At 41.2% G+C, this 26309-nt stretch carries 22 protein-coding genes; 15 read left to right on the top strand and 7 right to left on the bottom strand.

The genetic code is table 11. From position 1 onward, the window contains the following. The first annotated feature begins 86 nt into the window (after positions 1–86). Positions 87–263, top strand: coding sequence for a histone H1 (locus EGN73_RS01810; protein ID WP_219286524.1), 177 nt, complete (start codon positions 87–89; stop codon positions 261–263). Positions 264–316: 53 nt separating this feature from the next. On the opposite strand, the gene EGN73_RS01805 is transcribed toward EGN73_RS01810, so the two are convergent. Both EGN73_RS01805 and EGN73_RS01800 read right to left on the bottom strand, forming a co-directional pair. Continuing rightward, positions 317–1498 (bottom strand): hypothetical protein, encoded by a 1182-nt coding sequence (locus EGN73_RS01805; RefSeq protein ID WP_219286523.1) that lies wholly within the window; start codon positions 1496–1498, stop codon positions 317–319. Positions 1499–1631: 133 nt separating this feature from the next. Continuing rightward, complete coding sequence (locus EGN73_RS01800; protein WP_219286522.1) at positions 1632–3497, bottom strand: M1 family metallopeptidase; 1866 nt, start codon at positions 3495–3497, stop codon at positions 1632–1634. A 216-nt stretch (positions 3498–3713) separates the two neighbouring features. Between EGN73_RS01800 and EGN73_RS01795 the strand changes: the two genes are divergently transcribed. Continuing rightward, entirely contained in the window at positions 3714–6899 is a 3186-nt protein-coding gene (locus EGN73_RS01795; RefSeq protein WP_219286521.1) for a WD40/YVTN/BNR-like repeat-containing protein, read from the top strand. A gap of 213 nt (positions 6900–7112) precedes the next feature. Here EGN73_RS01795 and EGN73_RS01790 read toward each other — a convergent pair whose 3' ends face one another. The 3 genes from EGN73_RS01790 to EGN73_RS01780 form a co-directional block, all read right to left on the bottom strand. Then, positions 7113–7877: a TIGR02757 family protein gene (locus tag EGN73_RS01790; RefSeq protein WP_219286520.1), complete on the bottom strand. Its 765-nt coding sequence runs from the start codon at positions 7875–7877 to the stop codon at positions 7113–7115. Continuing rightward, positions 7877–8434 carry a hypothetical protein gene (locus EGN73_RS01785; protein ID WP_219286518.1) on the bottom strand — a complete coding sequence of 186 codons (558 nt, stop codon included), beginning with the start codon at positions 8432–8434 and terminating at the stop codon, positions 7877–7879. Before EGN73_RS01785 ends, EGN73_RS01790 begins: the two co-directional genes overlap by 1 nt. 165 nt (positions 8435–8599) lie before the next feature. Beyond that, positions 8600–9790, bottom strand: coding sequence for a LysM peptidoglycan-binding domain-containing protein (locus tag EGN73_RS01780; protein ID WP_219286516.1), 1191 nt, complete (start codon positions 9788–9790; stop codon positions 8600–8602). A gap of 169 nt (positions 9791–9959) precedes the next feature. Here EGN73_RS01780 and EGN73_RS01775 point away from each other — a divergent pair, with 169 nt between their 5' ends. Next, positions 9960–11318, top strand: coding sequence for an NfeD family protein (locus EGN73_RS01775; RefSeq protein WP_219286514.1), 1359 nt, complete (start codon positions 9960–9962; stop codon positions 11316–11318). 126 nt (positions 11319–11444) lie between these two features. On the opposite strand, the gene EGN73_RS01770 is transcribed toward EGN73_RS01775, so the two are convergent. Then, the gene (locus EGN73_RS01770) at positions 11445–11678 is read right to left on the bottom strand and encodes a hypothetical protein (RefSeq protein ID WP_219286512.1); all 234 of its coding nucleotides are present in this window, start codon (positions 11676–11678) and stop codon (positions 11445–11447) included. Positions 11679–11893: 215 nt separating this feature from the next. Next, positions 11894–13573 (bottom strand): amidohydrolase family protein, encoded by a 1680-nt coding sequence (locus EGN73_RS01765; protein WP_219286510.1) that lies wholly within the window; start codon positions 13571–13573, stop codon positions 11894–11896. A 202-nt stretch (positions 13574–13775) separates the two neighbouring features. On the opposite strand from EGN73_RS01765, the gene EGN73_RS01760 reads away from it, so the two are divergent. From EGN73_RS01760 to EGN73_RS01705, 12 genes are all read left to right on the top strand, one after another. Further along, positions 13776–14153, top strand: a complete 378-nt coding sequence (locus EGN73_RS01760) for a globin domain-containing protein (protein ID WP_219286508.1) — start codon at positions 13776–13778, stop codon at positions 14151–14153. Beyond that, the gene (locus tag EGN73_RS01755) at positions 14150–14896 is read left to right on the top strand and encodes a lysophospholipid acyltransferase family protein (RefSeq protein ID WP_219286506.1); all 747 of its coding nucleotides are present in this window, start codon (positions 14150–14152) and stop codon (positions 14894–14896) included. Before EGN73_RS01760 ends, EGN73_RS01755 begins: the two co-directional genes overlap by 4 nt. 84 nt (positions 14897–14980) lie before the next feature. Then, positions 14981–15268, top strand: a complete 288-nt coding sequence (gatC, locus tag EGN73_RS01750; protein ID WP_219286503.1) for an Asp-tRNA(Asn)/Glu-tRNA(Gln) amidotransferase subunit GatC — start codon at positions 14981–14983, stop codon at positions 15266–15268. Between the two features lie 23 nt (positions 15269–15291). After that, on the top strand, positions 15292–18072 hold the full coding sequence (locus EGN73_RS01745) for a tetratricopeptide repeat protein (RefSeq protein ID WP_219286501.1): 2781 nt from the start codon (positions 15292–15294) through the stop codon (positions 18070–18072). A 76-nt stretch (positions 18073–18148) separates the two neighbouring features. Then, positions 18149–18871: an ABC transporter ATP-binding protein gene (locus EGN73_RS01740; protein ID WP_219286500.1), complete on the top strand. Its 723-nt coding sequence runs from the start codon at positions 18149–18151 to the stop codon at positions 18869–18871. Positions 18872–18953: 82 nt separating this feature from the next. Further along, positions 18954–19502: a cob(I)yrinic acid a,c-diamide adenosyltransferase gene (locus EGN73_RS01735; RefSeq protein ID WP_219286498.1), complete on the top strand. Its 549-nt coding sequence runs from the start codon at positions 18954–18956 to the stop codon at positions 19500–19502. A 6-nt stretch (positions 19503–19508) separates the two neighbouring features. Beyond that, complete coding sequence (locus EGN73_RS01730) at positions 19509–20576, top strand: branched-chain amino acid aminotransferase (RefSeq protein WP_219286496.1); 1068 nt, start codon at positions 19509–19511, stop codon at positions 20574–20576. Positions 20577–20672: 96 nt separating this feature from the next. Further along, positions 20673–21212, top strand: a complete 540-nt coding sequence (locus EGN73_RS01725) for a hypothetical protein (protein ID WP_219286494.1) — start codon at positions 20673–20675, stop codon at positions 21210–21212. Positions 21213–21275: 63 nt separating this feature from the next. Next, a protein-coding gene (gene prfB / locus EGN73_RS01720) for a peptide chain release factor 2 (protein ID WP_219286487.1) occupies positions 21276–22377 on the top strand; the annotation gives its coding sequence in 2 pieces (ribosomal slippage) (positions 21276–21335 and positions 21337–22377; 1101 coding nt in all). 84 nt (positions 22378–22461) lie between these two features. Beyond that, complete coding sequence (locus EGN73_RS01715; RefSeq protein WP_219286485.1) at positions 22462–23664, top strand: MFS transporter; 1203 nt, start codon at positions 22462–22464, stop codon at positions 23662–23664. A gap of 121 nt (positions 23665–23785) precedes the next feature. Next, positions 23786–25348, top strand: a complete 1563-nt coding sequence (locus EGN73_RS01710; protein ID WP_219286483.1) for a hypothetical protein — start codon at positions 23786–23788, stop codon at positions 25346–25348. Between the two features lie 166 nt (positions 25349–25514). Beyond that, positions 25515–26273 carry a lysoplasmalogenase family protein gene (locus tag EGN73_RS01705; protein ID WP_219286481.1) on the top strand — a complete coding sequence of 253 codons (759 nt, stop codon included), beginning with the start codon at positions 25515–25517 and terminating at the stop codon, positions 26271–26273. The last annotated feature ends 36 nt before the right edge of the window (positions 26274–26309 follow it).

The raw sequence follows: 26309 nt of genomic DNA, 5'->3' as shown, positions 1-26309 counted from the left end.
GGGCTTAATTCTGTTGTTTTTTAAACAATTTGCCTATATTGAACGAAAAAATAAACTTATCATCAACCTAAAAATCAACTTTTATTATGAGCAGATTCGAAGAAATAAAAGACCTTGTAATGGGACTGGAAGGGGACTTTGACAAATTTTACAACAAAGGAAACCAAGCAGCGGGTACAAGAGTAAGAAAGGGAATGCAAGACCTGAAGACCATAGCGCAGGACATTCGTAAAGAGGTGCAGGAGAAGAAAAATGCCGGATGATTGGTGTAAAGAAATTATATTGAAAAGGGCGGATCAGCTGATCCGCCCTTTTTTTAGTTCATCACAAATTCAACACCCTCTCTAAACGCCTGATCCTGAACATCATCTACCTCAGGAAGGGAATCCCAAAAACTTTCCAGACTTTTAGAAAACAGCCCCTGTGAAGTTGCTGCAAATACTTTCCCGTTAAAAACCTCCAATTCATTTAGCCCTGAGTGTTCAATCCCCCCATTGTTCAACTTTCTGATATTAAACAAATCAGGATCTCTTGAATCAAAATTTTCAATCTCATAAATTGCCGCACCACTGTTGTTCCAGACCACCATCCTATCCTCAATAATGCGCATATTGAATAAAACATTCATAGAAATATGTGCTTTTAAATCTTCTACTTTCCCACTTTCCGAGATATAAATATACCTTTCAATGTTCATAAATAGCCTTCCATCGGAAGTGAATTCGTGGCCCATATAAATGCCTCTGGGCATTTCTTCCAAGGTAAAATTCTGAACTGAACCATCTTTTGAAATAAGGAAATTTGGAGAAGAATTACCATCACCTGTGGAAACCGAAGCAATCCAACCATCCTGAAAAGCATTAACTACAAATATCCAGTCCCCATTGCTCCTATGGGTATTTTCAGGGAACTCAACTTTAACAACATCCTTACTGTTTATCACTCCGTAAAAATTTGCATTTTCTTCTATATCAAAGATGTAAGCGATGTTTTTACCATCAAGCTGAATGTTAGCCAACATTTTTGTTCCATTGATATCAAAATTATTTTGTTGTGACCCTATCCCAATAGTTGACACAACTTTATTCCCTTCCAAATCCTCCAATAGCCTACTTAAGCTTATAAAAGCCATACTTCCATGTCCTCTATTCTCTACATTGTAAATATTGAATCCTGTCAGACTTCTATCAACAGTTACAATATAATTTCTTGAAAGGGCCTGTCTAAACTCCATTTGATTGTTTCTAGAACAACACAATTGGTTTACCTCCATATTATCAGTTATGTAACCGGGGTTGGTCCTATGGGAATAATACAAGCGATCACCTATAGTTTTGATACTTGTCACATTTGAGGCTTGCCCATTAAAGTTATAATTATCAAACCTTTCGAATTTTTCCGCTGGCAAGTCTACTTCTTTGGGCAATTCATCTTCCTGACAGGATATAAAAAAAGAAACAATAAAGAATATAATACCTATGATTTTTACATTTTTCATACCTTATTAATTAACATTTTGCAAAGTAAAAAACTAATTCTTTAAAAACCATTTTTTCTATGTTAAGAAATCAATAAAAAAACCGCCGGAGAAAACTTCTCCAGGCGGTTTTTTACCTACCCTGATTATCGGGTTATTTTTTGTCCATTTGAATGGTTACTTCATATTTGTTATTAGATCTGTTGATATCGGCCAATCTCTGGCTTGGATCAATTTCTACTGATTTTATATCGGATATAGGCCTGTCAATTTTTACTTCGGTACTCAGGTTGGTCCAAGGCCATTTTTGGGTTTTCACCCTCTTTGGGTGACCTTCCTCTTCCGGCTTTTCCCCTCTCATAATGACCAAGGGCATATAAATCGTCTCCTGACTTCCGTCTTGGTAAGTCACCACCACATCCAGAGGCATAGGCATCAAACCAATTCTCTCCAGCATGATCTTGCTGGAATTTTCACCATCGGCCTCCACCCCTTTGACACCATAATCAATGGTTTTGGTAGAAGCGATAAAATAGTCATAGTACCAATCCAGTTCCAATCCGCTGGTCTTTTCCATTACCCTGATTACATCATTGCCATTTGGATGCTTGAATTTATATTCATCCCAAAGTCTTTTCATGGCCCTGTCAAAATTTTTCCTGCCCATGATGTAGGAAAGCTGCTCGACAAATACTGCTCCTTTGGAATAAGTACCGGGACCATAGGCAGAATTCAGGTTGTAGTGATCTCCATGTGTAGTAAGCGGCTCCTCGTAGCCTGCCGATGCCAACCTGAAGTAAGACCTGTAATTCCCATCCTGAATAAAGTTCTCACTTTTTTCGAAAACAGCATCCATGACCACATTGGTACCCCAGGTAGTAAACCCTTCATCCAACCAAGGTTCAGAGGATTCATTGAAACCCAACACCCCGTAATACCAGCTGTGTATCAGTTCATGTACGGTGACCCCTACAAGACTTCTAATGTTCCTATGTCCGGTAATCAAGGTAGACATGGGATACTCCATTCCTCCATCACCACCCTGGATCACCGAAAACTGATCATAAGGATATTCTCCGAAATTTTCACTCATAAAACGGATGGCATCTACGGTATAGCTCATGAGTTTCCCCCAATTTTCCTCGGTTTTTTCATTTTTCACGTACAGCAGGTGTACCATGGGACCATCTTCCATCTGATACTTATCATGGGTGAATTTGGGATCAGCAGCCCACATGAAATCGTGCACATCCGGGGCATAAAAATGCCAGGTAAGTGTATTTCCTGTGGGTTGTGGAACAGTCACTCCTTCATCCTGATATCCATGGCCAATCTCATTGGCATTTTTGAGATAACCGGTACCGCCCAATATGTAATTCTTATCAATGGTAATCTTCACATCAAAATCCCCAAAATTGCCATAGAATTCCCTACCGATATAAGGATTGGCATGCCAACCTCTCATGTCGTAAGCGGCCATTTTGGGGTACCACTGCGCCATGGAATAACGAATACCTTCTGCATTGTCCCGGCCTGATCTTCTGATTTGCAACGGCACTTGCCCTTCAAATTCCATATCAAACACCACCGTCTCACCCGGCATAATTGGTCTGGGTAAATCCACCTCCAATATGGTCTCTTCATGTTCAATAGAAGCAGCTTTTCCTTCCATAGTCAGAGAGTTCACTTTAAGAATACCATACTCTTCAGGCTTGAGGTTGTATATCCTGTCTCCCACTCTCCTATCAGGATCAGCGATGGTTCTGGACCTTACATCCATCATGGTATTGGGCTGAAAAGCATTGAAGTACAGGTGATAAAATGCCCTGAAAAGCGTATCAGGAGAATTGTTGGTATAGTGTAACTTCTGGGTACCTTTAAAAGTGTTGGACTCCACATCCATATTGACATCCATCTCATATTTTACTTTTTGCTGCCAACGGTCTTTCTGAGCCATAGCTATGGTAAAAGCACCAGCTACTATCCACAAAAAGACACTTGAGCCTAATCTCTTTATCATATTACATTTGGTTTTTGCGTGTAAAATAATCCAAAAAGCCATCCTACCCAAACCTGTTGTCAAAATCAATACAAAAGTCCTGATAGGTGGCAACTTTTGTTGAACAAATGAATAAAGCCATTCAAAACAGAAATTCCCCTTTGGAATCAAAAACATATTTTCAATGGTGTTTATGTAACTTATTGAAATAAAATATCAACCCAATGAGCTTTAAATATGAATACAAAACATTACTCTAAAAAGGCTGGACTCTTGGCATTGAGTTTCTTCTTGTTATGGGTCTTGCAGGGCATTGAACCCTTGCATGCTCAGCAAGTCGATATGTCCCAATTTGCAGCCATGAAAACAAGGTCTGTGGGTCCTGCTGGAATGAGCGGAAGAATTACTGCCATCGACGCTGTAGATGACAATCCCAATATCATCTATGCAGGATCGGCTTCAGGTGGTCTATGGAAATCCACCTCTGGTGGCATCACTTGGCAGCCTATTTTTGATGAAGAAAAGGTACATTCCATTGGAGCCATTTCCATATACCAAAAGAACCCCAACATCATATGGGTAGGAACTGGAGAAGGTAATCCAAGAAACTCCCTGAATATGGGTTATGGAGTGTATAGGTCATTGGATGCAGGAAAGACATGGGAACTTATGGGCTTAGAAAAAACAAGAGCCGTGCACCGCATCATAGTGCATCCCGATGATCCTAATACTGTATTTGTGGGTGCCATCGGTTCTCCTTGGGGTGAACAGGAAGAAAGGGGCCTTTACAAAACTACTGATGGAGGCAAGACCTGGAAAAAAATCCTTTACATCGATCAAAAAACAGGTGTGGGAGAAATGATCATGGATCCCAATAATCCCAACAAGCTTTTTGTCAATATGTGGCAGCACAGAAGATATCCTTGGTTTTTTGAATCAGGAGGACCTTCTTCAGGACTTTATGTGAGCCATGATGGAGGGGAAAACTGGAAAAAACTGGATGAAAAGAACGGTCTTCCAAAAGGAGAGCTCGGCAGATTGGGGCTTGCTATTTCCAAAGCAAACAGTGACAAAGTATATGCTTTGGTAGAATCATCTAAAAATGCACTTTACGTTTCCAATGACGGAGGCGATACCTTCAAGATGATCAATGACAAGCCTGAGATCGGTGATAGACCATTTTACTATTTTGAAATACATGCTGACCCTAAAAATGCGGACAGGCTTTACACCCTCTACTCCCGTGTAGGAATGACAGAAGATGGAGGACGTACTTTTGAGCAACTTCTGACCTACGAAGGGGTACATCCGGATCACCATGCATGGTATATCAATCCAAACGACCCAAACTTCATTGTGGACGGCAACGACGGCGGATTGAATATCAGTAGAGACGGAGGTAAGACCTGGTATTTTGCAGAAAACCTACCTGTAGGGCAATGGTACCACATCAACGTAGACAATGAGCTTCCCTATAATATTTATGGAGGGCTTCAGGATAACGGAAGCTGGGTAGGTCCTTCTTACGTATGGAGAAGAGATGGCATACGGAATACTTATTGGCAGGAAATCATGTTCGGTGATGGTTTCGACGTGGTATCTGATCCTGAAGACAGCAGGTATGGCTATGCCATGTCCCAAGGCGGAAATGTGGCCCGTTTTGATAAGGAAACAGGCCATAAGAGGACCATCAGACCCACACATCCTGATAAGGACGTGTTTTTGAGGTTCAACTGGAATGCTGCACTGGCACAAAGCCCACATGATGCTGCGACCATTTATTACGGCAGTCAGTTTTTGCACAAAAGCACGGACCGAGGGGAAACTTGGGAAATCATTTCCCCTGATCTGACTACTAATGACCCCGAGAAACAAAAGCAGCAGGAAACAGGTGGATTGACGTTTGATATTACCGGAGCCGAAAACCATACTACCATATTATCCATAGCGCCAAGCCCTATTGATCCAAATGTAATATGGGTAGGTACGGATGATGGAAATGTACAGGTAACCCGTGATGGTGGCAAGACTTGGACAAATACTTCAGAAAAGCTATCAGGATTACCAAAAGGTAGCTGGATTCCTCAAATTCATGCCTCAAAATATGATGCTGGTGAAGCTTGGATAGTGGCCAATAATTACAGAAACAATGACTTTGCGGCCTATGCTTACCGAACCAAGAATTTTGGTGGCTCTTATGAAAGGATAGCTGACGACAATAAGGTATGGGGATATACTTTATCTCTCGTACAGGATACTGAAGAGCCTAATCTGGTTTTTCTGGGTACTGAATTTGGCTTGTATGTGAGCTTTGACAATGCCAAAACTTGGAACCAATGGAGACATGGATATCCCAAAGCCGTATCGACTTACGACATGGTCATTCAGGAAAGAGAAGCGGACCTGGTCATAGGTACTTTTGGAAGGTCCATTTATGTATTGGACGACATAAGACCATTAAGGGTCTTTGCAAAAAACCAAGGAAAAACACCTGATTCCAAAATCACCGCAGTATTTCCTTCGGATGCTTATCAGGCTGAAATCCACCAACCACATGGAGAGAGATTTTCAGCTGATGGAAAGTATGCAGCCGAAAACAGGGAATTTGGAGGAAGGCTTCATTTCATTGTCAATGACCCTGGAAAAGAAAAGTATGACTCAGTGACGGTTCAGATTTTCAATGAATCCGGGGAACAGATCAGGACCCTCAAGACCCTTCCCAAACATGGTGTCAATAAGGTCATCTGGAACTTGGACAGAAAATCTTCTGCTGATATACCCATGGGCAGAGGAGGAAACAGAGGAGGCTCCAGAGGCTTCAACGAACCAAGTGGTGGTCCAGCATTGCCTGGAACCTATAAAGTAGTATTTCTTTATGGAGATGCCTCAGATGAGACTTCAATCCAAGTTCATAGCGATCCAAGGATCCAGACCAACATGGCCGATTTGAAAGCACGAGAGGAATTCGTCAAGTCTGTAGAACAACTTGCTGCTGAAGTAATGAAAGCTACACGCCAGTTGGACGAAGCCAAAGAAACTGCAGACAAAATCATCGCTTATACCAAAGATTTGGAAAGTGAAGAAGCCAAAACACTGAATAATGCAGCACAGGAGATCAAAAAGCAAATTGACACCACTAGAGAAGCTTTCTATGGACCAACCAGAGAAGGTCAGGGGATAGTAAGGAATCTCTATCCAACTGTGATGACCAGGCTCTTTGCACCAAGGTCCTATGCAAGCTCTTCCTTCTCTGCTCCGGGTGATACAGAAAAGCGTCTCATGGATCACGCAAAAGCAAGTGCTCAAGAGGCTTTGGACGTATGGAATACATTTATGGACAATGATTGGAAAGCTTTTCAGGAAAAAGCAAAATCAACCCCAATAGACATTTTCAAAGAAATAGAGAAAGTTGCCATTAACTAAGTTAAAAAGAGGCTGTATCATAAATTGATCTTCAGATTTATTTACCAAACAAAATTCTGTTTTAAGAGTCAATTTCTTTGTGACTTAGTGGCTTTGTGGCTAATAATGCCACGAAGACTCTAAGACACAAAGTTTCACTTATTACAAACCAAATAAAATTTTAGCAATTTTTTAAAGCATTGACTTATGATACAGCCTCTTTTTTTATTCATTTCAAAATTTCTCTTCTATCCCTAGCCCAAACAGGGCAAAATCATATTTGACCGGATCAGCTGGATCAAAATCACGAAGTGCTTCGGTGAGCTCCATTGCCGTCCACCAATCGGTTTGTTTCCGGGTGATCAGTCCCAGCTTCCGCCCTACCCTATCCACATGGAGATCACAAGGGCAAATGAGCTGGTAAGGCTTTATTGTATTCCAAATTCCAAAATCCACACCTTTGTTGTCCTTCCTCACCATCCACCTCAAAAACATATTGATTCGTTTACATGCTGCTTTTCTTTTTGGTGTTGCCACATGCTTTCTAGTTCTTTGCGGAGAATCGGGCAATTGAAAAAAGAAGTTATGAAAATTTGACAACAGGGTATCCATGATGTTTTGATTCTCTGTCCAACCGATCACAAAGGCCTCTTCCAAGCTGCTATGTTCTCTATAAAAATTTGAAAAAAAGTCGATGAAATAAAGGGTGTCTATATCATTGAATGTCCTGTGTTTGAAGTTCAAAAACGGCCTGAGGTCCTTTTCCTGGTGGTTCAGCATAAAATCATGCGGGGCATTGTCCATCATCTTAAAAAGCTCCAAGCATTTATTGATGATCGTTTTCCTTTGGCCCCAAGCCAATGTCGCTGCAAAAAAAGCAGTGATTTCAATATCTTCCTTTTTGGAATATTGGTGTGGTATAGAAACTGGATCCAATTCAATAAATCCGGGCTGATTGTATTTTTCAACCTTAGAATCCAAAAAATCTTTTAACTCCATTAAAGCACTACTTTTACTTCTCCACCTTGGGTGCCGTCAAACCACTTGAACATCAGGTTATTTTCCACCCGCTCTGACAGGTGCCAATCAAAACACTTGATGGTGGTCAAAGAAACAAGTTTGTCTGAATCTGGGTCATAGAGGCAAATATCGAAGTCGGGAAGATCTTTTGATTCAGTGGCATTCCACTTCTCAAGCAAGATGCCTTCGTCTATAAAGCGCACTTTGCCCCCAAAAATCGAATCTTCCAAAACAGAAGGAACTCCGTCCTTTCTTCTTAGCTGAAAACAACTTGGCCCAAACATGATCTGCTTATACACTTTTGCTTCCAAAAGTCCATTCGTATTTGGCAACACTTCCCAACTGCTTTTATACACTGTTACCTCTTCGTCTGACTGGGGCCTTAACTTGGTAAGTAATTTGGACAAAGCCGAAAAAACATAGGTAATCCCAACAAACAACAGTCCAAAAGTAGCCAATACCGGATATGAAATTATGAAAATTCCATTCCAGATGTAGCGGAATAGGTGATGAAGAAAAACTGAAACTTTATTCATAAGGAGGGAAATACTTCCGTAAAGGTACAGCCTTCAAGCCGGATATACAAAAAACTGAAACAAGGCAGTTAAATCAAAAAGCCTGAACCGACAGCAGGTCAGTACAGGCTTTGATTTATTTTAAACATACCTTAAGGATACTTTTATATTTCCTCTTTATTCAAATTAGTATGAAATCTCCACAGGGAAGCGCGTATTTACCGCCCTCAATTGATCGAATGCTGCTTTGGAGAGTTTGATCACCAGACGGCTATTGTCTCCAGTATCAGGAAGTTTGCCCACTACCCTGGCAAAAATAGTCTGGTCATTTTCCTCATTTCTCACCCTCATGATAGTACCCACAGGAGCATCTCTGTGCAGAACCAGGTATTTCTTGTGGTTTCCGGTACCTTCAATGACTTCTGCAAGCCCGGTTTCCTTTACATTTTTATAGGCAGTGCTTTCTTCATTATCTTCCTTCCCTACTAGTTGGCCTTCCCTTTTTTCATTGTTGACCACTATCGGGACTGAAGAAGGAACAACGGGAACGTTGGCTGCTGTTGCCTTTTCCCTGCCCACTTTTAGCTTTTGACCAGCGGAGAGATTATTGGATGATAAGGCATTCCAAGAGATTACATCATCAATACGTGCATCGTATTTTTTTGCAATTGAAAAAAGGGTCTCTCCTTGCTCTACCGTATGGGTGATCCAGTCGCCTGGAAGGGCTTTTGAGGTACTTGGACTAGCTGTTGTGGCAGCCGGAGTACCAGTGGAAGCAGGTGTCTTTGGAAGGTTTTCTTCCTTTATTTCAGGTTTTGCAGTTTCCTTAGGCTTTTCTTCAACAGCTTTTTCGGCATTACTTGTTTGAGGTGTTGGCGTGGCAGCGGGCCTGGTAGTAGTAGCAGTTTGGGTGCTTGCCCCAGGACTTGGTTCAGGCTTAGTTTCAGCCACTGGCTGATTTTTGATGATCAATGCCTGTCCCACACTCAAGTCATTGCCTTGAAGTTTGTTCCATTCCATGACTTCACCTACAGAGGCATTGTATCTTTTGGAGATGGAAAAAAGTGTCTCACCAGGAGCTACCTTATGAAGTGTAGCACCGGCAGGCAAGGCCTCTTTGGCTACGTAAGGAATCCTGATCCTTTGGCCTATCTTCAATCCTTCCTGTAGTTTTTCATTGTTTTGAAGGATATCATTTACTGCTACTTCGTATCTTCTGGAAATTCCGAAAAGCGTTTCTCCCTGGCTTACTTCGTGAACAATAAACGTTTTGTCACCTACTTTTTCCACACCTACAGAATCCATGGGAGTCAAATCCATGGCCTTAAGCTGCTGAAAGGATAGAAATACTAAACAGAGAACCAATAAATTTTTCATCATTTTTAATGGGGAATTAATTGAGCGCAAATTTCAGATTAATTTTATCAATTGCAAGGAAATGAACAAGCATTACGGGGATTGGTTTTGCTTATAAGTCTGTAACGGCTTTATCGAAATTTGGATATCCATGATTATTACTATATTTCAATTGTCAAACAAAAAACTCATGAATAATACCCTTTTCAACCTGTTTTTTCTCTTTATCACCCTTTCTGCTCCACTTCTGGCCCAGGAAAGTGACAGCCTTGAGCAGGGAAAAAAGACGGTATATACTTTTAAAATTGATGACAACATCGATCCGCGCATGAACAGAAAAGTCCGTCTGGCGCTGGAAGATGCCAAAAATAAAGGTGCCGATCTCATCATCATTGAAATGGACACTTACGGAGGAGCGGTCAATGATGCCGATGATATCCGGACCATGATCTTGGAGGAAACCAAACCTATCCATGTTTGGATCAATAAAGATGCAGCTTCTGCCGGTGCATTGATTTCCATTGCCTGCGACAGCATATATATGGCCCCAGGTGCAAGTATCGGTGCAGCAACAGTTGTCATGGGAGGAGGAGGAGAAGCCGCCCCGGACAAATATCAATCTTATATGCGATCCATGATGAGGAGTACTGCCGAAGCCAAAGGTCGAAACCCCAAGATAGCGGAAGCCATGGTGGATGAAAACCTTGAAGTCGAAGGAGTCAGTCAAAAAGGATCAGTGATCACCTTTTCCGTATCTGAAGCCATTGCCAATGGTTTTGCAGAAGGTCAGGCGAATTCCCTTGAGGAAGTGATCGCCAAACAGAATCTCGAAGACTATGAACTCATTTCCTATCAGACTTCTAATGTGGAAAACATCATTGCCTTCTTCCTCAATCCAGCAGTTAGTGGCTTTTTGATCCTGATCATCTTTGCCGGAATTTATTTCGAAATTCAAACGCCAGGGGTAGGTTTTCCTCTTGCAGCCTCTGTAATAGCCATCATTCTTTATTTTATACCTTATTACCTAATCGGCCTCGCGCAAAATTGGGAAATAGCCGTATTTATAGTCGGTTGTATCCTGCTTTTGGTCGAAATCTTCGTGATTCCCGGGTTTGGCATTTTTGGGATACTGGGAATTATCGGCATATTAACCGGGCTCACCTTGGGGATGGTACCCAATGATGCCTTTGACTTTACCTTTGTCCCATCGGGAGACCTGTTTGCAGCCTTGTTGACCGTGATCCTGGCAGCAGTCACTGCCATAGGATTGATTTTCTTCTTTGCACCCAAAGTCAATCAGTGGAGGGCTTTTTCCACGATTGCACTGGCCTCAACTCAAAGAAGAGAAGAGGGTTACACCTCTACCTCATATCAGGATGACCTTTTGGGCAAAGAAGGAATTGCCCACACCAGACTAATGCCCAGCGGGAAAGTGGAAATCGAAGACGAAATCTATGATGCATACTCTAGAGGTGAGTTTATCGATAAAGGAGAAAAAATAAAAGTCATCAGCACAGAGGGAACTTCTCTCAAAGTTAAAAAAGGGTAGTATGGATATTAGTATTAATCTGCAGGTTATTTCTCTAAATTAATGTCAGGGTCTGATTAAAGAAAAAAGAGGATATCCTGCCCCTTTTTGTGGCAGGATATCCTCTTGGTTTGAAAATGAAAAAACCTATTTTTGGTTTTTGTCTTTCTTCTCATTGTCTACTTCCTGCCCGGTATTCTCTTCTCCTCCATCTTCTTTTTCCTCCTGGATTTTGCGGTATTCTTCTTTGGTAGGAGGCTTTGCTCCATCAGATTTCGAAGGATCTTTTCTTTTTGTTCCCTTATCGACATCATCTCCAGATTTCTTCATGGTCATGGTAATAGGGAAGAATACGTGGGTTGTGGTTTTTAATAGTGTCATTATCTTTTATTTAAAGGTTGGAAAATCAAAATGTGAATCCTCATTCATTGGCATTACCTAAGGTCAATCCATGATGACTTATAAGACAGTTCACTGTCCATCAGAAGCCTTCTCCTTTGGATTTAATTTTATTCATCAAATAATTGAACCTTCAAGCAAAACACATTGAAACGGATACACATGTACGAAAAGAGCCAAATATCATTCCAGCCCTATTAGACCAACCTTTTCAGGACAAAATCTCTCCCATTTTCAAAAAAGATCCTATTTGCTACTTTTTCGATAGATAAATTCTTGGGGAGCTCTACCTTGTTGTCCTTCAAAATTCCTGGAAAATCCTGCACAAACTTTCTTCTTAGCAAGTGGATCTGAGTGGAATCTTTAGAGGTCAGGATACTCTCAATCATCCCGTCGTAATCCGAACCAATACAAAGCATGTGACAGAGCACCTTTTCCACCCCATTTTGACTGTCCCACTGCCTTCCCAAAATCATACAATGCAGAATATGAAAAGCGAAATGTAAAAAATGAATCTCTCTGACATTGTTGATATTTTTATTGACCATCTTGTCCAATGCATCGGCATCCACACAATTTCTCCAGGCATATCCATGGGGCCTATTGCTTTGAAATCCACTGTCCTTACACTCGGCTAAAGAAACAAAGTCAGTATCAGTGACCCAATTGATGCCATTCCATATCCCTGCAGAGCCTGTCAGCACATTGTTGGTCACATGACCAGTTCCGGTTTTGAAAACACCCGAATAGCCTAAGACCCTTTGATCCAGCGAGATCCCCAAAAGCCCATCTGAGTCAAAAATCTCCTTAATGTCTTCATTGAAAAGGTTGATGGTACTGGCATTGAAACCTATCTGATCGTAGACCTTACCTTTTTTATATTTGATCGGCTTCCCAAGCCTGAAGCGCTGATGTTCACCGATTTTTCTTGACTCTAGTATATAATCTGTGAACCTCTCATCACTTTGGTCAAACCAAATACCTGTCAGCCCTCCATGAGAGCAAACTATCGGTGATGTTATACCTTCTGTTTTTCTCCATTTATAAAATTCCTTCCGGGCCACCACGCTCATATGTTTGGTATCGGTCAGAATTCCCCTTTCTTCAAGTGCCTTGATGATTTTCTTCCCTTCATTGGTAAGTCCATCACCGATTGGTCTCAATTCAACTTCCCTAAATCCGCTTGCCCGCATCCCATCCATGGCGTAGGCCTGATTACAAAAAATCTGGTTGCTATTGTCTATGTGGGTGATATTGATAGATACGATTTTGATCGGGTAATCTTCCAATAGCGCATCAAGATTACGGATGGTTTTATCAGCCCCATTGGCCAGCTGATCTCCTTTGAGGTCCGAGGCCAGACAATGCAGGCCTTCTACGGTAAAAGCCAGGTTGAGTGTATTATTTTTGTCAGGATCAAAATCCACCTTCTTTTTCAATAACTGATACTTCCTGCCTTTGGGATCCTCCATTTTCAAAAGCTCGAGGTCATTTCTGACTACATCGATCGGATTTTTCTCGTTGATCAGTTCGTGAAATCTCCTGAAGCTCAAAATCTTTCCAAAACCTGTCCCCTGTTTTTTTTCCAGAAGATTCATAAAAACGGTTTTTTGCTCAATGGCTTTTAGGAGACCTTTGTCCGGATAAAATAAGGCCACCATGGCCAATTGGTAATTGGAATTTAGAAGTTGATCAGGAGAGGATTGGGACACAAATGTTTTTTCAAACATGGCCTTGCCCAGACAACGGTGCAAAAAACTTAGCCCTTCGGAGATATCCGAGAAAGTAATGGTGGACCATGGATTGGTCGGGTCGTCCTGAAGAGAGAATTGGCTCTTCATGGTAATATGAAGGTGAGAATCAAAATATTTTTCCATGACAACAAAATTTAAAACTAAACAACTAACTGAAAATGAAATACTTACTTCTATCAAAAATACAAATTTTAAAAATTGGGTGATAGGCTAAATGAACAAAGTTTTGGTTTGGATTAGAATTATAACCCATACACTTTCCATTTAGCGGAAAACATACCCGACTAAGTTTTCAAAAAAAGCAATCATTGGCTACTTTCGTCGGATGAATTCGGGAGAAAGTATTTATGAGTCTTTGGGAGAGGAAAAGATCAAGTCCTTGGTTCACGAGTTTTATATTCAGGTAAGACAGACTCCTGATTTAAGAAAACTCTATCCGGATGAAGACCTCACCGACGCCGAAGAAAGGCTGTTTTTATTTTTGCTGCATGTCTTTGGAGGTCCTCACACTTATCTGGAGAAAAGAGGTCATCCCATGCTCAGAAGAAGACATTTTCAATGGGCTATTGATGGAAAAATGCGAAATCTTTGGCTCAATTGCATGTTTAAGGCAATGGACAAAACAGAAATGGACATTCCTGTCAGAGAACAAATGATGTCCTACTTCATTAAGGTAGCCAACCATATGATCAACAAAGAATGACGCTACTCAGAAGGATATATACCTTATATGCAGGACTCCTGTTCTTGATCAGCTTTCTGATCCTTTTCCCGGTGTTTCTCACCTGTATCTGGATCCCTCATTGGGAAGCTTATGGCAGAAAGGTCAATCAATTCTGGGCAAAGGTTTATTTCACATTAATCTTTTTGCCCATAAAAATTGAAGGCAGGGAGCACATCCGAAAAGGGCAATCTTATGTATTTGCGGCCAATCATTTTTCCTACATTGACATTGCCATGAGTGGTTTTTTCCCTGGAGATGTGGTCTACATCGGCAAAAGCTCCATCAGAAAGATCCCACTGTTTGGATATTATTTCAGTCGCTTACATATAGCTGTAGACCGTAGCAGTCTCAAGAGCCGTGGAGAGGTATTGTTAAGGGCAAAAAAACACATCAACAAGGGAAGCAGCATTGTCATTTATCCAGAAGGAGGAATTACAAGTACCAATCCACCATTGATGAGCAAATTCAAAGATGGGGCATTCAGCCTTGCCATTGACAAACAAATCCCCCTGATTCCTGTCACCTTATCATATAATCATTTAATTTTGCCTGATGACGGGAAGCTTCTTTTGAATTTTAAAAGAGGGAAAATTGTCATTCACCCTCCTATTCCAACGGTGGGAATGACTGCCCGGCAGGTACCGGAACTAAAACAAATGTGTTTTGATACCATCCAAAGCCAATTGTGGAAAGACAATCCTGAAACAATAAAATCTATATAAACACGTAGTTGTTAATGTCGTATATCTCCCTTTCAAGTGAAATCTCGGGAAAGAGAGAACAGTTCGACCAAAAGTATAAACCAAATGAAAGTAGACCTAAACACAGTGAAAAAAATGGCCCATCTGGCCAGACTGGAATTTGATGAAACAGGAGCTGAGAAAATCAAAAATGACATGAGTCAGATTCTGGATTGGGTGGACCAGCTCAATGAAGTAGATACCGAAGGGATTGAACCACTTACCACCATGTCTTCTGAGGTAAATGTACTTCGTGCAGATGAAGTAGGAGAACATCTAGCTCATGACAAGGCTCTTTCCAATGCTCCACAAAAAGATTCTGACTACTTCAGAGTTCCCAAAGTTCTTGAATAAAAAAGTATTAAAATTTCCCATAGATGGATAAAACCTTATTCAAAGGCCTCCCGATAGTCCTGGCGACTATAGGAGGCCTTTTCACAATTTTCAGCTTTTTCATATGGGACCATGGCATCCTTCCGGTAGTGCCGGGAATCTTTACAGAAGCCACTGAAGTCCCTTTGGATTTCATTCAGCTTGGATATGAGTTGTTTCCCTTGGAATTGGACAATTTCCTGATTTTTCAAAACTATGAATCCCTACCTCCGGCAACTTATCCTTTGGTCAGCCTGGCCTTTGGTCTGCTAGTCTGGATTTTGCTCAATTTGTCATTTGCGCTGATATCTGGTTTGAGGGGCTTATACTTCATCGGTGCCACAGCCTTGCTCATTTTTATGTTGACATTCAGTGGTATCAACGGGCTGAACATTGGAGGATTATCCAGCAATTACGCCCTTATTGCCATGATCTGTGGTACTATAATACCCGTGGTGCTGATTTCGTTTTTTGCTGAAAAATGGTCCTTACCATTACGGTTTGCGGTTATTTTCCTGATCAGCACGAGTACCCTCTTAACTTTGGTTTTCCTTTCTGACATTTCCCAACCTTTGCATTGGGTCGCAGAAAACCTGAGTATTCCTGCGGCCATAGTATCGGCACTTTTTCTCTTGCATATCGGAAATGCGTTTTTGACAGGCACAACTGTGTTTTTGATAAAACTCAACAAAGGAACCTCACTAAAAATCACCTGGCATATTCTGGCTGTTTTTGCCCTGTATTTCCTATTGGTTTTGTTTACACTACTGGACATTATGGGCGAGGTAAATCTCCCCTTCCCCACCGTTCCGCCCATCATACTGATGTTGATCAGTGGAAGCATGGGCTATGCTGTGCTAAAGCTTAAACTTTCCCAGTCGGTGAACCAGTTTGGAAGTCCCTTTCTGGCACTTTCTTTATATCTGGTTTCTTTTGCCATAGCCTTGCTTACCTGGGGGAAAGCGGGCTTTTCAGAAAACCAACCGCTTTACGAATTCTTCAACCACTTTTTTCTTTATGGTCAGATTGCCCTTATACTCTTGTTTTTCATTTACCTGATGTCAAATTTTTCTCAGGTGCTGAATTCAGGAACAGATGTAGAAAAGATCCTTTTCAAGCCCCAGTTTTTTGCTTATTTCCACATGAAAATCGGTTCCATCATGGCCCTGGTCATTTTGGTCATTTTTGCAGATGCGATCATAGCTATACAGCTTTCATCGGCAAGTACCAATATACATGCGGATTATTATTATCAATCCGGCAGACCTTTGGAAGCGGCCATTTTATATGAAAACAGCTGGGAGCAATTCAGAAGAAACCAAAAAGCCAAAAATGCCGCCGCCCACCTGCGTTTTCAACTGAGAGAACCAAGCAGGGCAATGGAAAATCTCTATGAAGCCTTTGATGCCGCGCCAACGGTCCCCAATACCCTTTTGCTGAGTTCCAGACTTCATCAGATGGATAGGGTTTTTGATGCTGTGTTTTATTTGGAAAAAGGATTGGAAATCTACCCTGACAATGCTTACCTGAAAAATAACCTCGGCCTGCTTTATTCCAAACTCAACAGACCCGTGGATGCCATCAGTACACTTCAGACCATCCCGGGAAATCTAGATGTAAGTCTCTCCAATGCTTTGGCACTGGAAGTCAAACATGGCCTGTATTATGAGGAAATTGAGGCATCATCCAAGGAACAGATATACAGGCTGAATTATCTGGTTTATGCCAATAAAAGAGGTGATTTTGCACCTTTTGAAATGAAGGTTACCGATCTTCCAGATAACTTCCACCTCAAGACCGCTACCCTTCGAAATCAGTGGAGTAATAAAGTTACTACTCCTATCCAGGAGGACCTTGCCCTATTGGACAGCTTGATTGCCCAGCAGGAAATGAGTTTTGAGGAAAGGAATTTTAAAGAATCCCGTCTTTTGAGAACCTTTCAGGAAGGGATGCTTAACGAAACATTAAAAAATCTTAACGGAATGGCCCTATCCTACCCCAATTCTGCCGGCTATTATCATAGCTTAGCCGCTCAGATCCTGATAGGACAGTGGGATTTGGAAAAAGCTGCAAGAGACATTATGGTAGCTGTGGACAAGGGTTATGAGAGCATTCAACCTTATCATTTGGCTACATTATATTACGGCGGAAAACCCATTGAGGCAATTCAGGTTCAAAGCAGGTTTGAAAAAGCTTTTCCTGAATGGATGAGATGGGATGATAATGGGGTTTTGGGAGAAAACGAAATTACAGGGTTTTATGAAATGGCAGCCAGGTTCCATGGAGCATTACCGGAAGTTTTTTTGAGTGATTTTGAAAAAATCTCAGATGCCAAATTAAAAGCCCAATATGCCAATGCCATAATGAAGCATAAAATCCATTGGCTGGACAAGGCAACATTCCAGAGGTTATTACCAAAACTTGCCGAAGCTTTGGCAGGCTTGTATGAGGAAAAGGAGCTTTCGGAGTGGTATTCCTTTGTTTATGGGGAAAAAACCCTGCCTTCAGAAATTTCTGAGGCTTTGAAAATAAAAAATGAAATATGGACCAACGCTTACTACGGCCCTTTGATCTGGAAAAAATATCAGGAAACCGAAGAAGCCATGATCCGTTATGAATTACTTCAGGAGGCTACTCAATTCAACAAAGACCCAAAGCTTTGGATTCTTTTTGTGAAAGAGAGCAGGAAATTGGGACTGGACAATTATGCCAGTACTGCCCTGCAGACCATGCAGGAATGGCTGAGTACCGATCAGATCGAAAAACTCCAGATGGAGCATTTATAAAACCTCTTATAGTAAAAAAGACAAATCCTTTTACCTTTAGTTACTTTTGAATTAACTTGTTTCCAAAATCATCAGCATGAAAAAAATCATAGAAACCAAAGATATACAAAAGACATACAGAATGGGCAGCGAAGAAGTCCGTGCCCTTAAATCTGTGTCCATTGTAATCAATAAAGGAGAGTATGTGGCTTTTATGGGACCATCTGGCTCAGGAAAGTCTACCTTGATGAATATCATCGGATGTCTGGATACCCCAACCGCAGGAACCTACATTCTCAATGAGAAGGATGTGAGTGACATGAGCGAAAATGAGTTGGCTGAGATCAGGAACAAAGAAATCGGTTTTGTATTTCAGACTTTCAACCTTTTGCCAAGGGCCAGTTGCCTTGAAAATGTGGCTTTACCGCTGATCTATGCCGGCTTTGGAAAAACTGAGAGAGAAGAGAAGGCATTCAAGGCTTTGGATAGTGTAGGATTGGGCGACAGGGTACATCACAAGCCCAATGAGTTATCTGGGGGTCAGAGACAGCGTGTAGCCATCGCTAGGGCACTGGTAAATGATCCTAGTATTATTTTGGCAGATGAGCCTACAGGTAACTTGGACACCAAGACTTCCTACGACATTATGGAACTCTTCCATGAACTGCACCAAAAAGGAAATACCATCATCATGGTAACCCATGAGGACGATATTGCACATTATGCCCATAGAGTAGTCCGCTTGCGGGATGGTCTGGTAGAGACTGACACCCTCAACCCTAACCCTACACGCGGCAAAGCAGTAATGGCAACAGAATAGACACTGATTACGGTTTTTGTAAATAGATTGCTATTTTTGCGCCTGATAGATCATTTGAATTTTTCCAGATTGGAAATCCTTTATGAAAATATATACCAAAACAGGCGATACCGGCAAAACTTCCCTATTGGGTGGCAAGAGGGTTTCAAAAGCTGACTTGAGAATAGATGCTTATGGAACTGTGGACGAACTCAACAGCTTCATAGGCTTGCTACGGGATCAGGAAATCAACCAGAAGAGGGAGGACCTTCTCAAAGAAGTACAGGACAGACTATTTACTATTGGGGCGACTTTGGCCACAGAGCCTGGAAAAACCAATGTAAAAAGACCTGACCTGCACAATGAAGATCTGGAAGTTTTGGAAAAGGAGATTGATGCCATGGAGTCCCAACTTCCCCCACTAAAGCACTTCATACTTCCTGGTGGTCATCAGGTAGTTTCCTATTGTCACATTGCCAGAACCGTATGCAGAAGAACAGAGCGCTGCGTAATAGATCTGATGGAGGTGGAAGAAGTGGATGAAATCATTGTAAAATATTTAAACAGACTTTCTGATTACCTTTTTGTTCTGGGAAGAATGGTTTCCCAAGAGCTGGGAGTGGAAGAGGTCACTTGGAAGCCGAGAATTTAATAGCTTATGAAAACGACTTTACAAATAGACATCAAAAAAACGGAGGAATCGAGACTTCCTGAGACCGATTTTGACAACTTGGTATTTGGCCAATCCATCAGTGACCACATGTTTGTGGCAGATTATGAAGGTGGCGAATGGAAAAATCTGAGGATAGAGCCTTATGCACCTCTTCATTTAAACCCTGCAAATGCCACGCTGCACTACGGTCAGTCAATATTTGAAGGAATGAAGGCTTACAAAAATGTGGAAGGGGAAATTCTTCTTTTTAGACCTGATGCCAACCAAAAACGTCTGAATGAATCAGCGCAGAGAATGTGTATCCCGGAAGTTCCTGAGGAAATCTTCATGGAAGGACTTTTTCAGCTCTTGGATTTGGATAGAGATTGGGTTCCTGCCAAAGCAGGTGCTTCTCTTTATATCAGACCATTTGTGTTTGCTACAGATGATTACCTGGGAGTAAGACCATCTGAAAAATATAAATTCATGATCTTTACCTGCCCTGTAGGCCACTATTACTCCAAGCCAGTAAGTGTCAAAGTAGAAACCAAGTACACCCGTGCTATTGAGGGTGGAACTGGCTATGCCAAAGCAGCCGGAAACTATGCTGGATCGCTTTACCCGGCTTTGCTGGCTCAAAAAGAAGGATTTGACCAATTGCTCTGGACTGATGGAAAAAACCATCAGCACATTGAGGAAAGTGGTACCATGAATGTGATGTTCATGATAGATCAGACCTTGGTCACTGCACCTACCAACACAGGAACCATTCTTAAAGGAATTACAAGAGATTCCGTCCTCACCCTCGCCCGTGAAGCAGGTGTAAATGTGGAAGAGAGATTTTTGAAAGTAGATGAACTTGAAAATGCCTTGAAAGAAGGCAGGCTAAAAGAGGCTTTTGGTACCGGTACCGCTGCGACTATTGCCCATATTGCCAAGATCAATGTCAATGGCAAAGATTACATCCTTCCGGAGAAAAACGACAATGCTTTTTCCAATCAGGTATTAAGGAAGCTGGACGCCATCAAATATGGATTGGAGCCCGACACTCATGAATGGATCCAAAAAGTTTGAGCGAATACTGAAATTTTATAATCTAAAGACCGTTCTTTTCCAGCACGGTCTTTATTTTTATCAACATTTTGACAAGAATTCACTTTGCTTAAAAGCATGTCTATAAAACAAAAACTCAACACTTTGCTAATAGTTGCCTTGTGCTGCATCTGTGGGCTATTGTCATTTCCGGCCCAAGCTCAGGAAGTTTCAGAGAAATTCGTTCTTTTAAAAAGAGGCAACAATCAAAAGAACCAGATCAAATTCCGAGTTGGAGAAGTCTTTGAATACAAAGTAGCCGATTTTGATTTTTTTATTCAGGATGTGATTGTGGACATCCAAAGCGATATCATTGTGCTAAGAGAAAACATCCTCAAGCCGGAGGATGTATTGGAAGTCAATATTTATGACAAAGACGAAAGAAATCAAACCCTGAAAAACATTTCCCAACTGGGAATGGGAGGAGGAGTTCTGTTTTTGACAGGATTTGCCCTGACCAGTTTGATACAGGATGGAAACCTCAATCAGCTGGAAGGCTCTTGGCCAATTCCTGTAGCTCTTTTCAGCGCCGGATTGGCGATGAATTATGTACGGTACAGAACCTTTAAGCAAAAAAGAAGGAACAAAATCCAGTTGATTATCCTTTATGAGGATTGAAAAGAAATAGGTTAAGAGCAATATTTTACCGACTTTTGCAGGGCAAAAAAATTAAAACCAATTATGACATCAGACCAGTTGAAAGACTTGAAAGCCCGTGTTTCGGCTTTGAGGAGGTATCTTTGACTACGACAAGAAGAAAGCTGAAATAGAAGATTTAGAGGCTGTATCAGCTCAGCCCGATTTTTGGAACAACCCAGACGAAGCAGAAAAAACAATGAAGCAGATCCAGATTAGAAAAGGCTGGACAAATTCATTTGAATCTGTGGAAACCTTACTCCAAGACCTGGAAGTCCTGTATGACTTCTACAGCATGGATGAGGTTTCGGAAGAAGAAATCAAAACTGAGTACAAAAAGGCACTCAATGCCGTGGAAGAGCTTGAGCTCAAAAAGATGCTCGGGGGGGAAGAGGATCAACTCAATGCCCTTTTGGAAATCAATCCCGGTGCCGGAGGAACAGAAAGCAATGACTGGGCTTCAATCCTTATGAGAATGTACATCATGTGGGGCGAAAAAAACGGTTACAAAGTCCGTGAAGTAGACCTTCAGGAAGGTGAAGTAGCCGGAATCAAATCCGTCACGCTTGAATTTGAAGGTCCTTTGGCCTATGGGTTTCTGAAATCAGAATCCGGAGTACACCGACTGGTAAGGGTTTCTCCATTTGATTCCAATGGCAGAAGACATACTTCATTTGCCTCGGTATATGCTTATCCTGTGGTAGACGACTCTATCGAAATCGAAATCAATCCTGCAGATGTGGAGCTACATACTTCACGTTCAGGAGGTGCAGGTGGTCAGAATGTAAACAAGGTGGAGACCAAGGTACAGTTGACCCATAAGCCTACAGGTATCGTGGTAGTCTGTCAGATCGAGAGGTCGCAGCTTGCCAACCGGGAAAAAGCCATGCAGATGCTAAAATCCCGTCTCTATCAAATGGAGATGGAAAAGAGAAATGCAGAGCGGGCAAAAATCGAATCCGGTAAAATGAAGATTGATTTTGGATCGCAGATCCGGAATTATGTCCTGCATCCCTACAAGTTGGTCAAAGATGCACGTACAGGGCATGAAACCTCAGATGTACAGGCAGTACTTGATGGCGGCTTAGGCGAGTTTATCAAAGCTTATCTCTTGGCTCAAAGCGAAGAAGAGGCCAATAAAGAGTAAAAACCAAACTATTTCCAGGGCCGCAGGCTCTGGAAATTCTTTTTGGTATCAAAAATTTCCAAGCAGCATTTGGGTAATTGATTCATGAAATTTCTTCCTCCCTTTTTCAATCTCAATTTTTTTGTGCTCTGCCTGAGCTCATTTTTGTTTTTTGCCAGCTTCAATATGATCATTCCCGAGCTTCCTGCCTATCTTACTTCATTGGGCGGAGAGGATTACAAAGGCTTGATCATTTCCCTGTTTACTCTGACAGCTGGCTTATCACGTCCCTTTAGCGGAAAGTTGGCAGACAAAATCGGCAGGATCCCTGTCATGGTAGTTGGTGCTGCTATCTGCTTCTTAGTAAGCCTCCTCTACCCTATCATCACATCAGTTGCTGGATTTTTGTTTTTGCGTTTTGTGCATGGTTTCTCTACCGGTTTCACTCCTACGGGCACCTCGGCTTATGTTGCTGATATTGTTCCTTTCAACAGGCGTGGAGAAGCCATGGGAATACAATCCTTATTTGGCTCTCTAGGAATGGCAGCAGGTCCGGCACTTGGAGGCTACATTGCCAGCATTTGGGGGATTGAACCCTTGTTTTATACTTCAGCTGGATTTTCCATACTTTCCATTTTGGTCATCTTCAGACTTAAAGAAACTGTAAGCCAAAAAGAACCCATGAGGATGGGGCTTTTTAAACTGAACAGACATGAAATTATAGAAAAGCGGGTATTGGTTCCTTCTCTGGTACTGCTGCTTACAGTATTTTCCTTTGGTACAGTACTTACAATAATTCCGGACTATTCCGATTATCTGGGCATCAAAAACAAGGGACTCTTTTTTGCAGTTTTCACCCTTTCTTCTCTGGGCATTAGGATCATAGCGGGAAAAACATCAGATCGGTACGGAAGGATACCTGTGATGAAAGTAGCCACGCTGTCCATGGCCATTTCAATGGTGTTGATTGCTTTTGCCCAAACCAAGATGATGCTCTTGTTTGGTGGCGTAATATTCGGGGCATCTGTTGGAATGAATTCACCGACCATATCCGCATGGACCATTGATCTTTCGTTGGACGCATTTAGGGGGCGCGCTTTGGCTACCATGTACATTGCTCTGGAGGCAGGTATAGGCATAGGGGCGCTTGTTTCAGGCTATGTATTTGCCAACAAGGCTGAAAATTTCCCTCTTGTTTTTTCCATTGCGGCATGCACTTCAGTTTTAGCTTTTATTTACCTTTTTACATTGCCAAAAAAACAACAGTATTTGGTTCCTGCGGATAATGAAAGTGTGGCTAAAGATTAAGCACTACGGTAAAGCTGAAGTTTTAAACGTCAGAACTATTGAAAACGAAAACTTAAAGACAATTTCACATTGATTTCTTGTCTGAAAAAGGCAAAAAGCTTACCTTAAAGAAAAAACCAAATTGAAGAGTTTCCTGATTTTTATTAGTTTGATTCTCCTGAGTCATTGGGGAAAATGTCAAGAGTACAAGAGTAGCTTTGAAGTGGAAGTGGACAGGTATTCGGAGAACTACTCCGTGTATCAGACAGGTTCAAAAATCACTGGAATCTGGAGTATCAGAAAAAGAACCATAGGCAATAACAGAGAAGCAGAGTTTTTTATCCTTAACCAAAATCTGGAACCTGAATTTCAAGGTGAGTTTTCTCTACCAGACCATCAGGATTTACAATGGGCGGATGTATCAGGTGAAAAGTTGGTCCTTCTTACCCACTACACTTTGAAAACCATACAGTCTTTTATTGATCAGCTTTCACTGGTATCCATTGACGCCAATTCTTCACAGCTATCAATCATACCATTTCAAAGCGCTGACCTTTCTGAAATAGTGGATTTCCACACTTTTACCAACCATAGTCTGATCTTGGCCCGAAATTCGGCTGGTTTGGTCCTACAAGCAGTTGATCACCATTTACCTGAAAATACAAGGCGGAAAATGATTTTTGACAACAGTTATGAAATCCTTTCAGCCAATAAATCGGAAAAGGATAAAAGCTTGACCATTCTGGCCCGAAAAAAGGATTACAATCAAAAAGACATTCTTTACTCTGTTTCGGTATCTGAGGAAGGTGAACTTTTGGAAAAAGCTGACTTTGACCTTTTACAGGATAAACGAGTCAATTATAGAAATGCACTTTTTATCAGACAGGGTGATGACCGGATTTATAGTGGCGTATTCGGCCCAAGAAATAATGAACATAGCTCGGGCATCATGAATGCCTCGATCAATGAATTCGAAGAGTATTCGCTAAATGAATATTTTTTCAATGAATTACCTGACTTTTATAAAGGTGTCGATACCAGCAGCCCCATGCACCGAAAAAAAAGAATGGACAGAAGAGTTAAAATCGGCAGGGTTCCGGTTTTAAATGAAACCTTTCAGCTTTGGGATTTACGGTCATCCGCATCAGGGACCTGGCATCATTTTGAACAGTTCACTTCCCGATTCAAATACGAAACAGACTATCAAAGGACCTATATTAAGAGCTTTTCCCAAAGAAACAGGTTTTTCGGAAACAACCGTTTTGCAAGAGAATTGCCACAAATAGCGGGAGGATATAAAACCGGAAATAGGCCATTTCGACCAATGAGTGAATTCACACCTTATGCAGCACACCTTATAGAATTGGATGAAAACCAGCAAGTAAAACATCATTATAGGGTTCCTTTAGCTGCTGAATTACAGTTTCTCCCTATGCCTTCAGGAACATTCTTCCAAAATGAAGATAAAGTACTCTATGCTTTTTACGATGGTAAAACAATAAGATCTTCGTATTTTGAAAAAGGAATTACCCGCTTTCTCAACAGTACCATTCCTTTTGACCATGATCAAAAAAATGTGGAGTCCAGCAGTATTAAAACTTTCTTTACCGAAGAAGGTGCCTTATTGGTGACCGGCAAAGGGCGACTGACAAATAATGATGGAAACCGAAGGACAGTTTTCTTTGTGGAAAAATATGTTTTTTGATTTTTTTTTGATAAGTGGCAATCATAATTCCTATTGGAAAAATTCAATTTTAAGTACAACAGAAAAGTAACCAACTAATTAATAAAGAAATTTTTTTGTTTAAAGAATTACGACTTTACCCCTCTTTTTTTAACGTTTTACATTGTAGTAGAAAATTATAACTTAGATGGCCGTTTATGTCATCTGTATGCTGAGTTGGAAAAAAAATATTGTCAAATTTTATTTACTATCTGTAGCACTTAGCATCATTTTACTTTTGGTAGGACAATACCAGTTTTTCATCTTTTCCAAGATATTCATCCTACCCTCCTTGATGTTTTTGATTTTCCAATGCTATCAACAATCCAACCATAAGCTCATCCCCATTTTATTGGTTTCCACTTTTTTCTCCTTTATGGGAGACGTTCTCATAGCGATCAAAGTCTATGAAGATTTATTTAAGATGATAAGCCTAAGTAGTTTTTTGGTGGCACAGGCGGGATATGCATATATGTTTTTCACTTCATACCAGTTCAATAATGACAGACAAAAGATCTCCCTAAAAAAGCGCTGGCCTGAGTTTCTTTCACTGATTCTTATAGTGTTTTTCACGATTTCAGTTACCCAGGAAATGGGCGAGTTTTATGTCTTGGGAATCATTTACGGAATGATTGCCTGCGTGAGTATGGTATTGGCATTGGACAGAAGGTTTTATGTAAGTTTTAAAAGCTATTTGCTTGTACTTTTGGGCTTGATTTTATTTTATCTAAGTGACATACTTGCAGGTCTTGATTTAGAATTGACAGACACTTTTACACATGTAGGAATAATATTATCATTTGCCTTTGGGCATTATTTAATAGTCAGTGGGATTTTTCTCCAGGTGAAAGAAGATACCAAAAAAACAAAAGCATCCGATTCGGATGCTTCGGATGCTTTTCTTTGATTGTCTATCGTAGGGCGTGCTGAAAAACGCCAACTG

It is taken from the genome of Arthrospiribacter ruber (assembly GCF_019343195.1).
Classification (GTDB): Bacteria; Bacteroidota; Bacteroidia; order Cytophagales; family Cyclobacteriaceae; genus Arthrospiribacter; species Arthrospiribacter ruber.
Note: the sequence above shows the minus strand (reverse complement) of the source record. Positions and strands in the feature narration are given on the sequence as shown.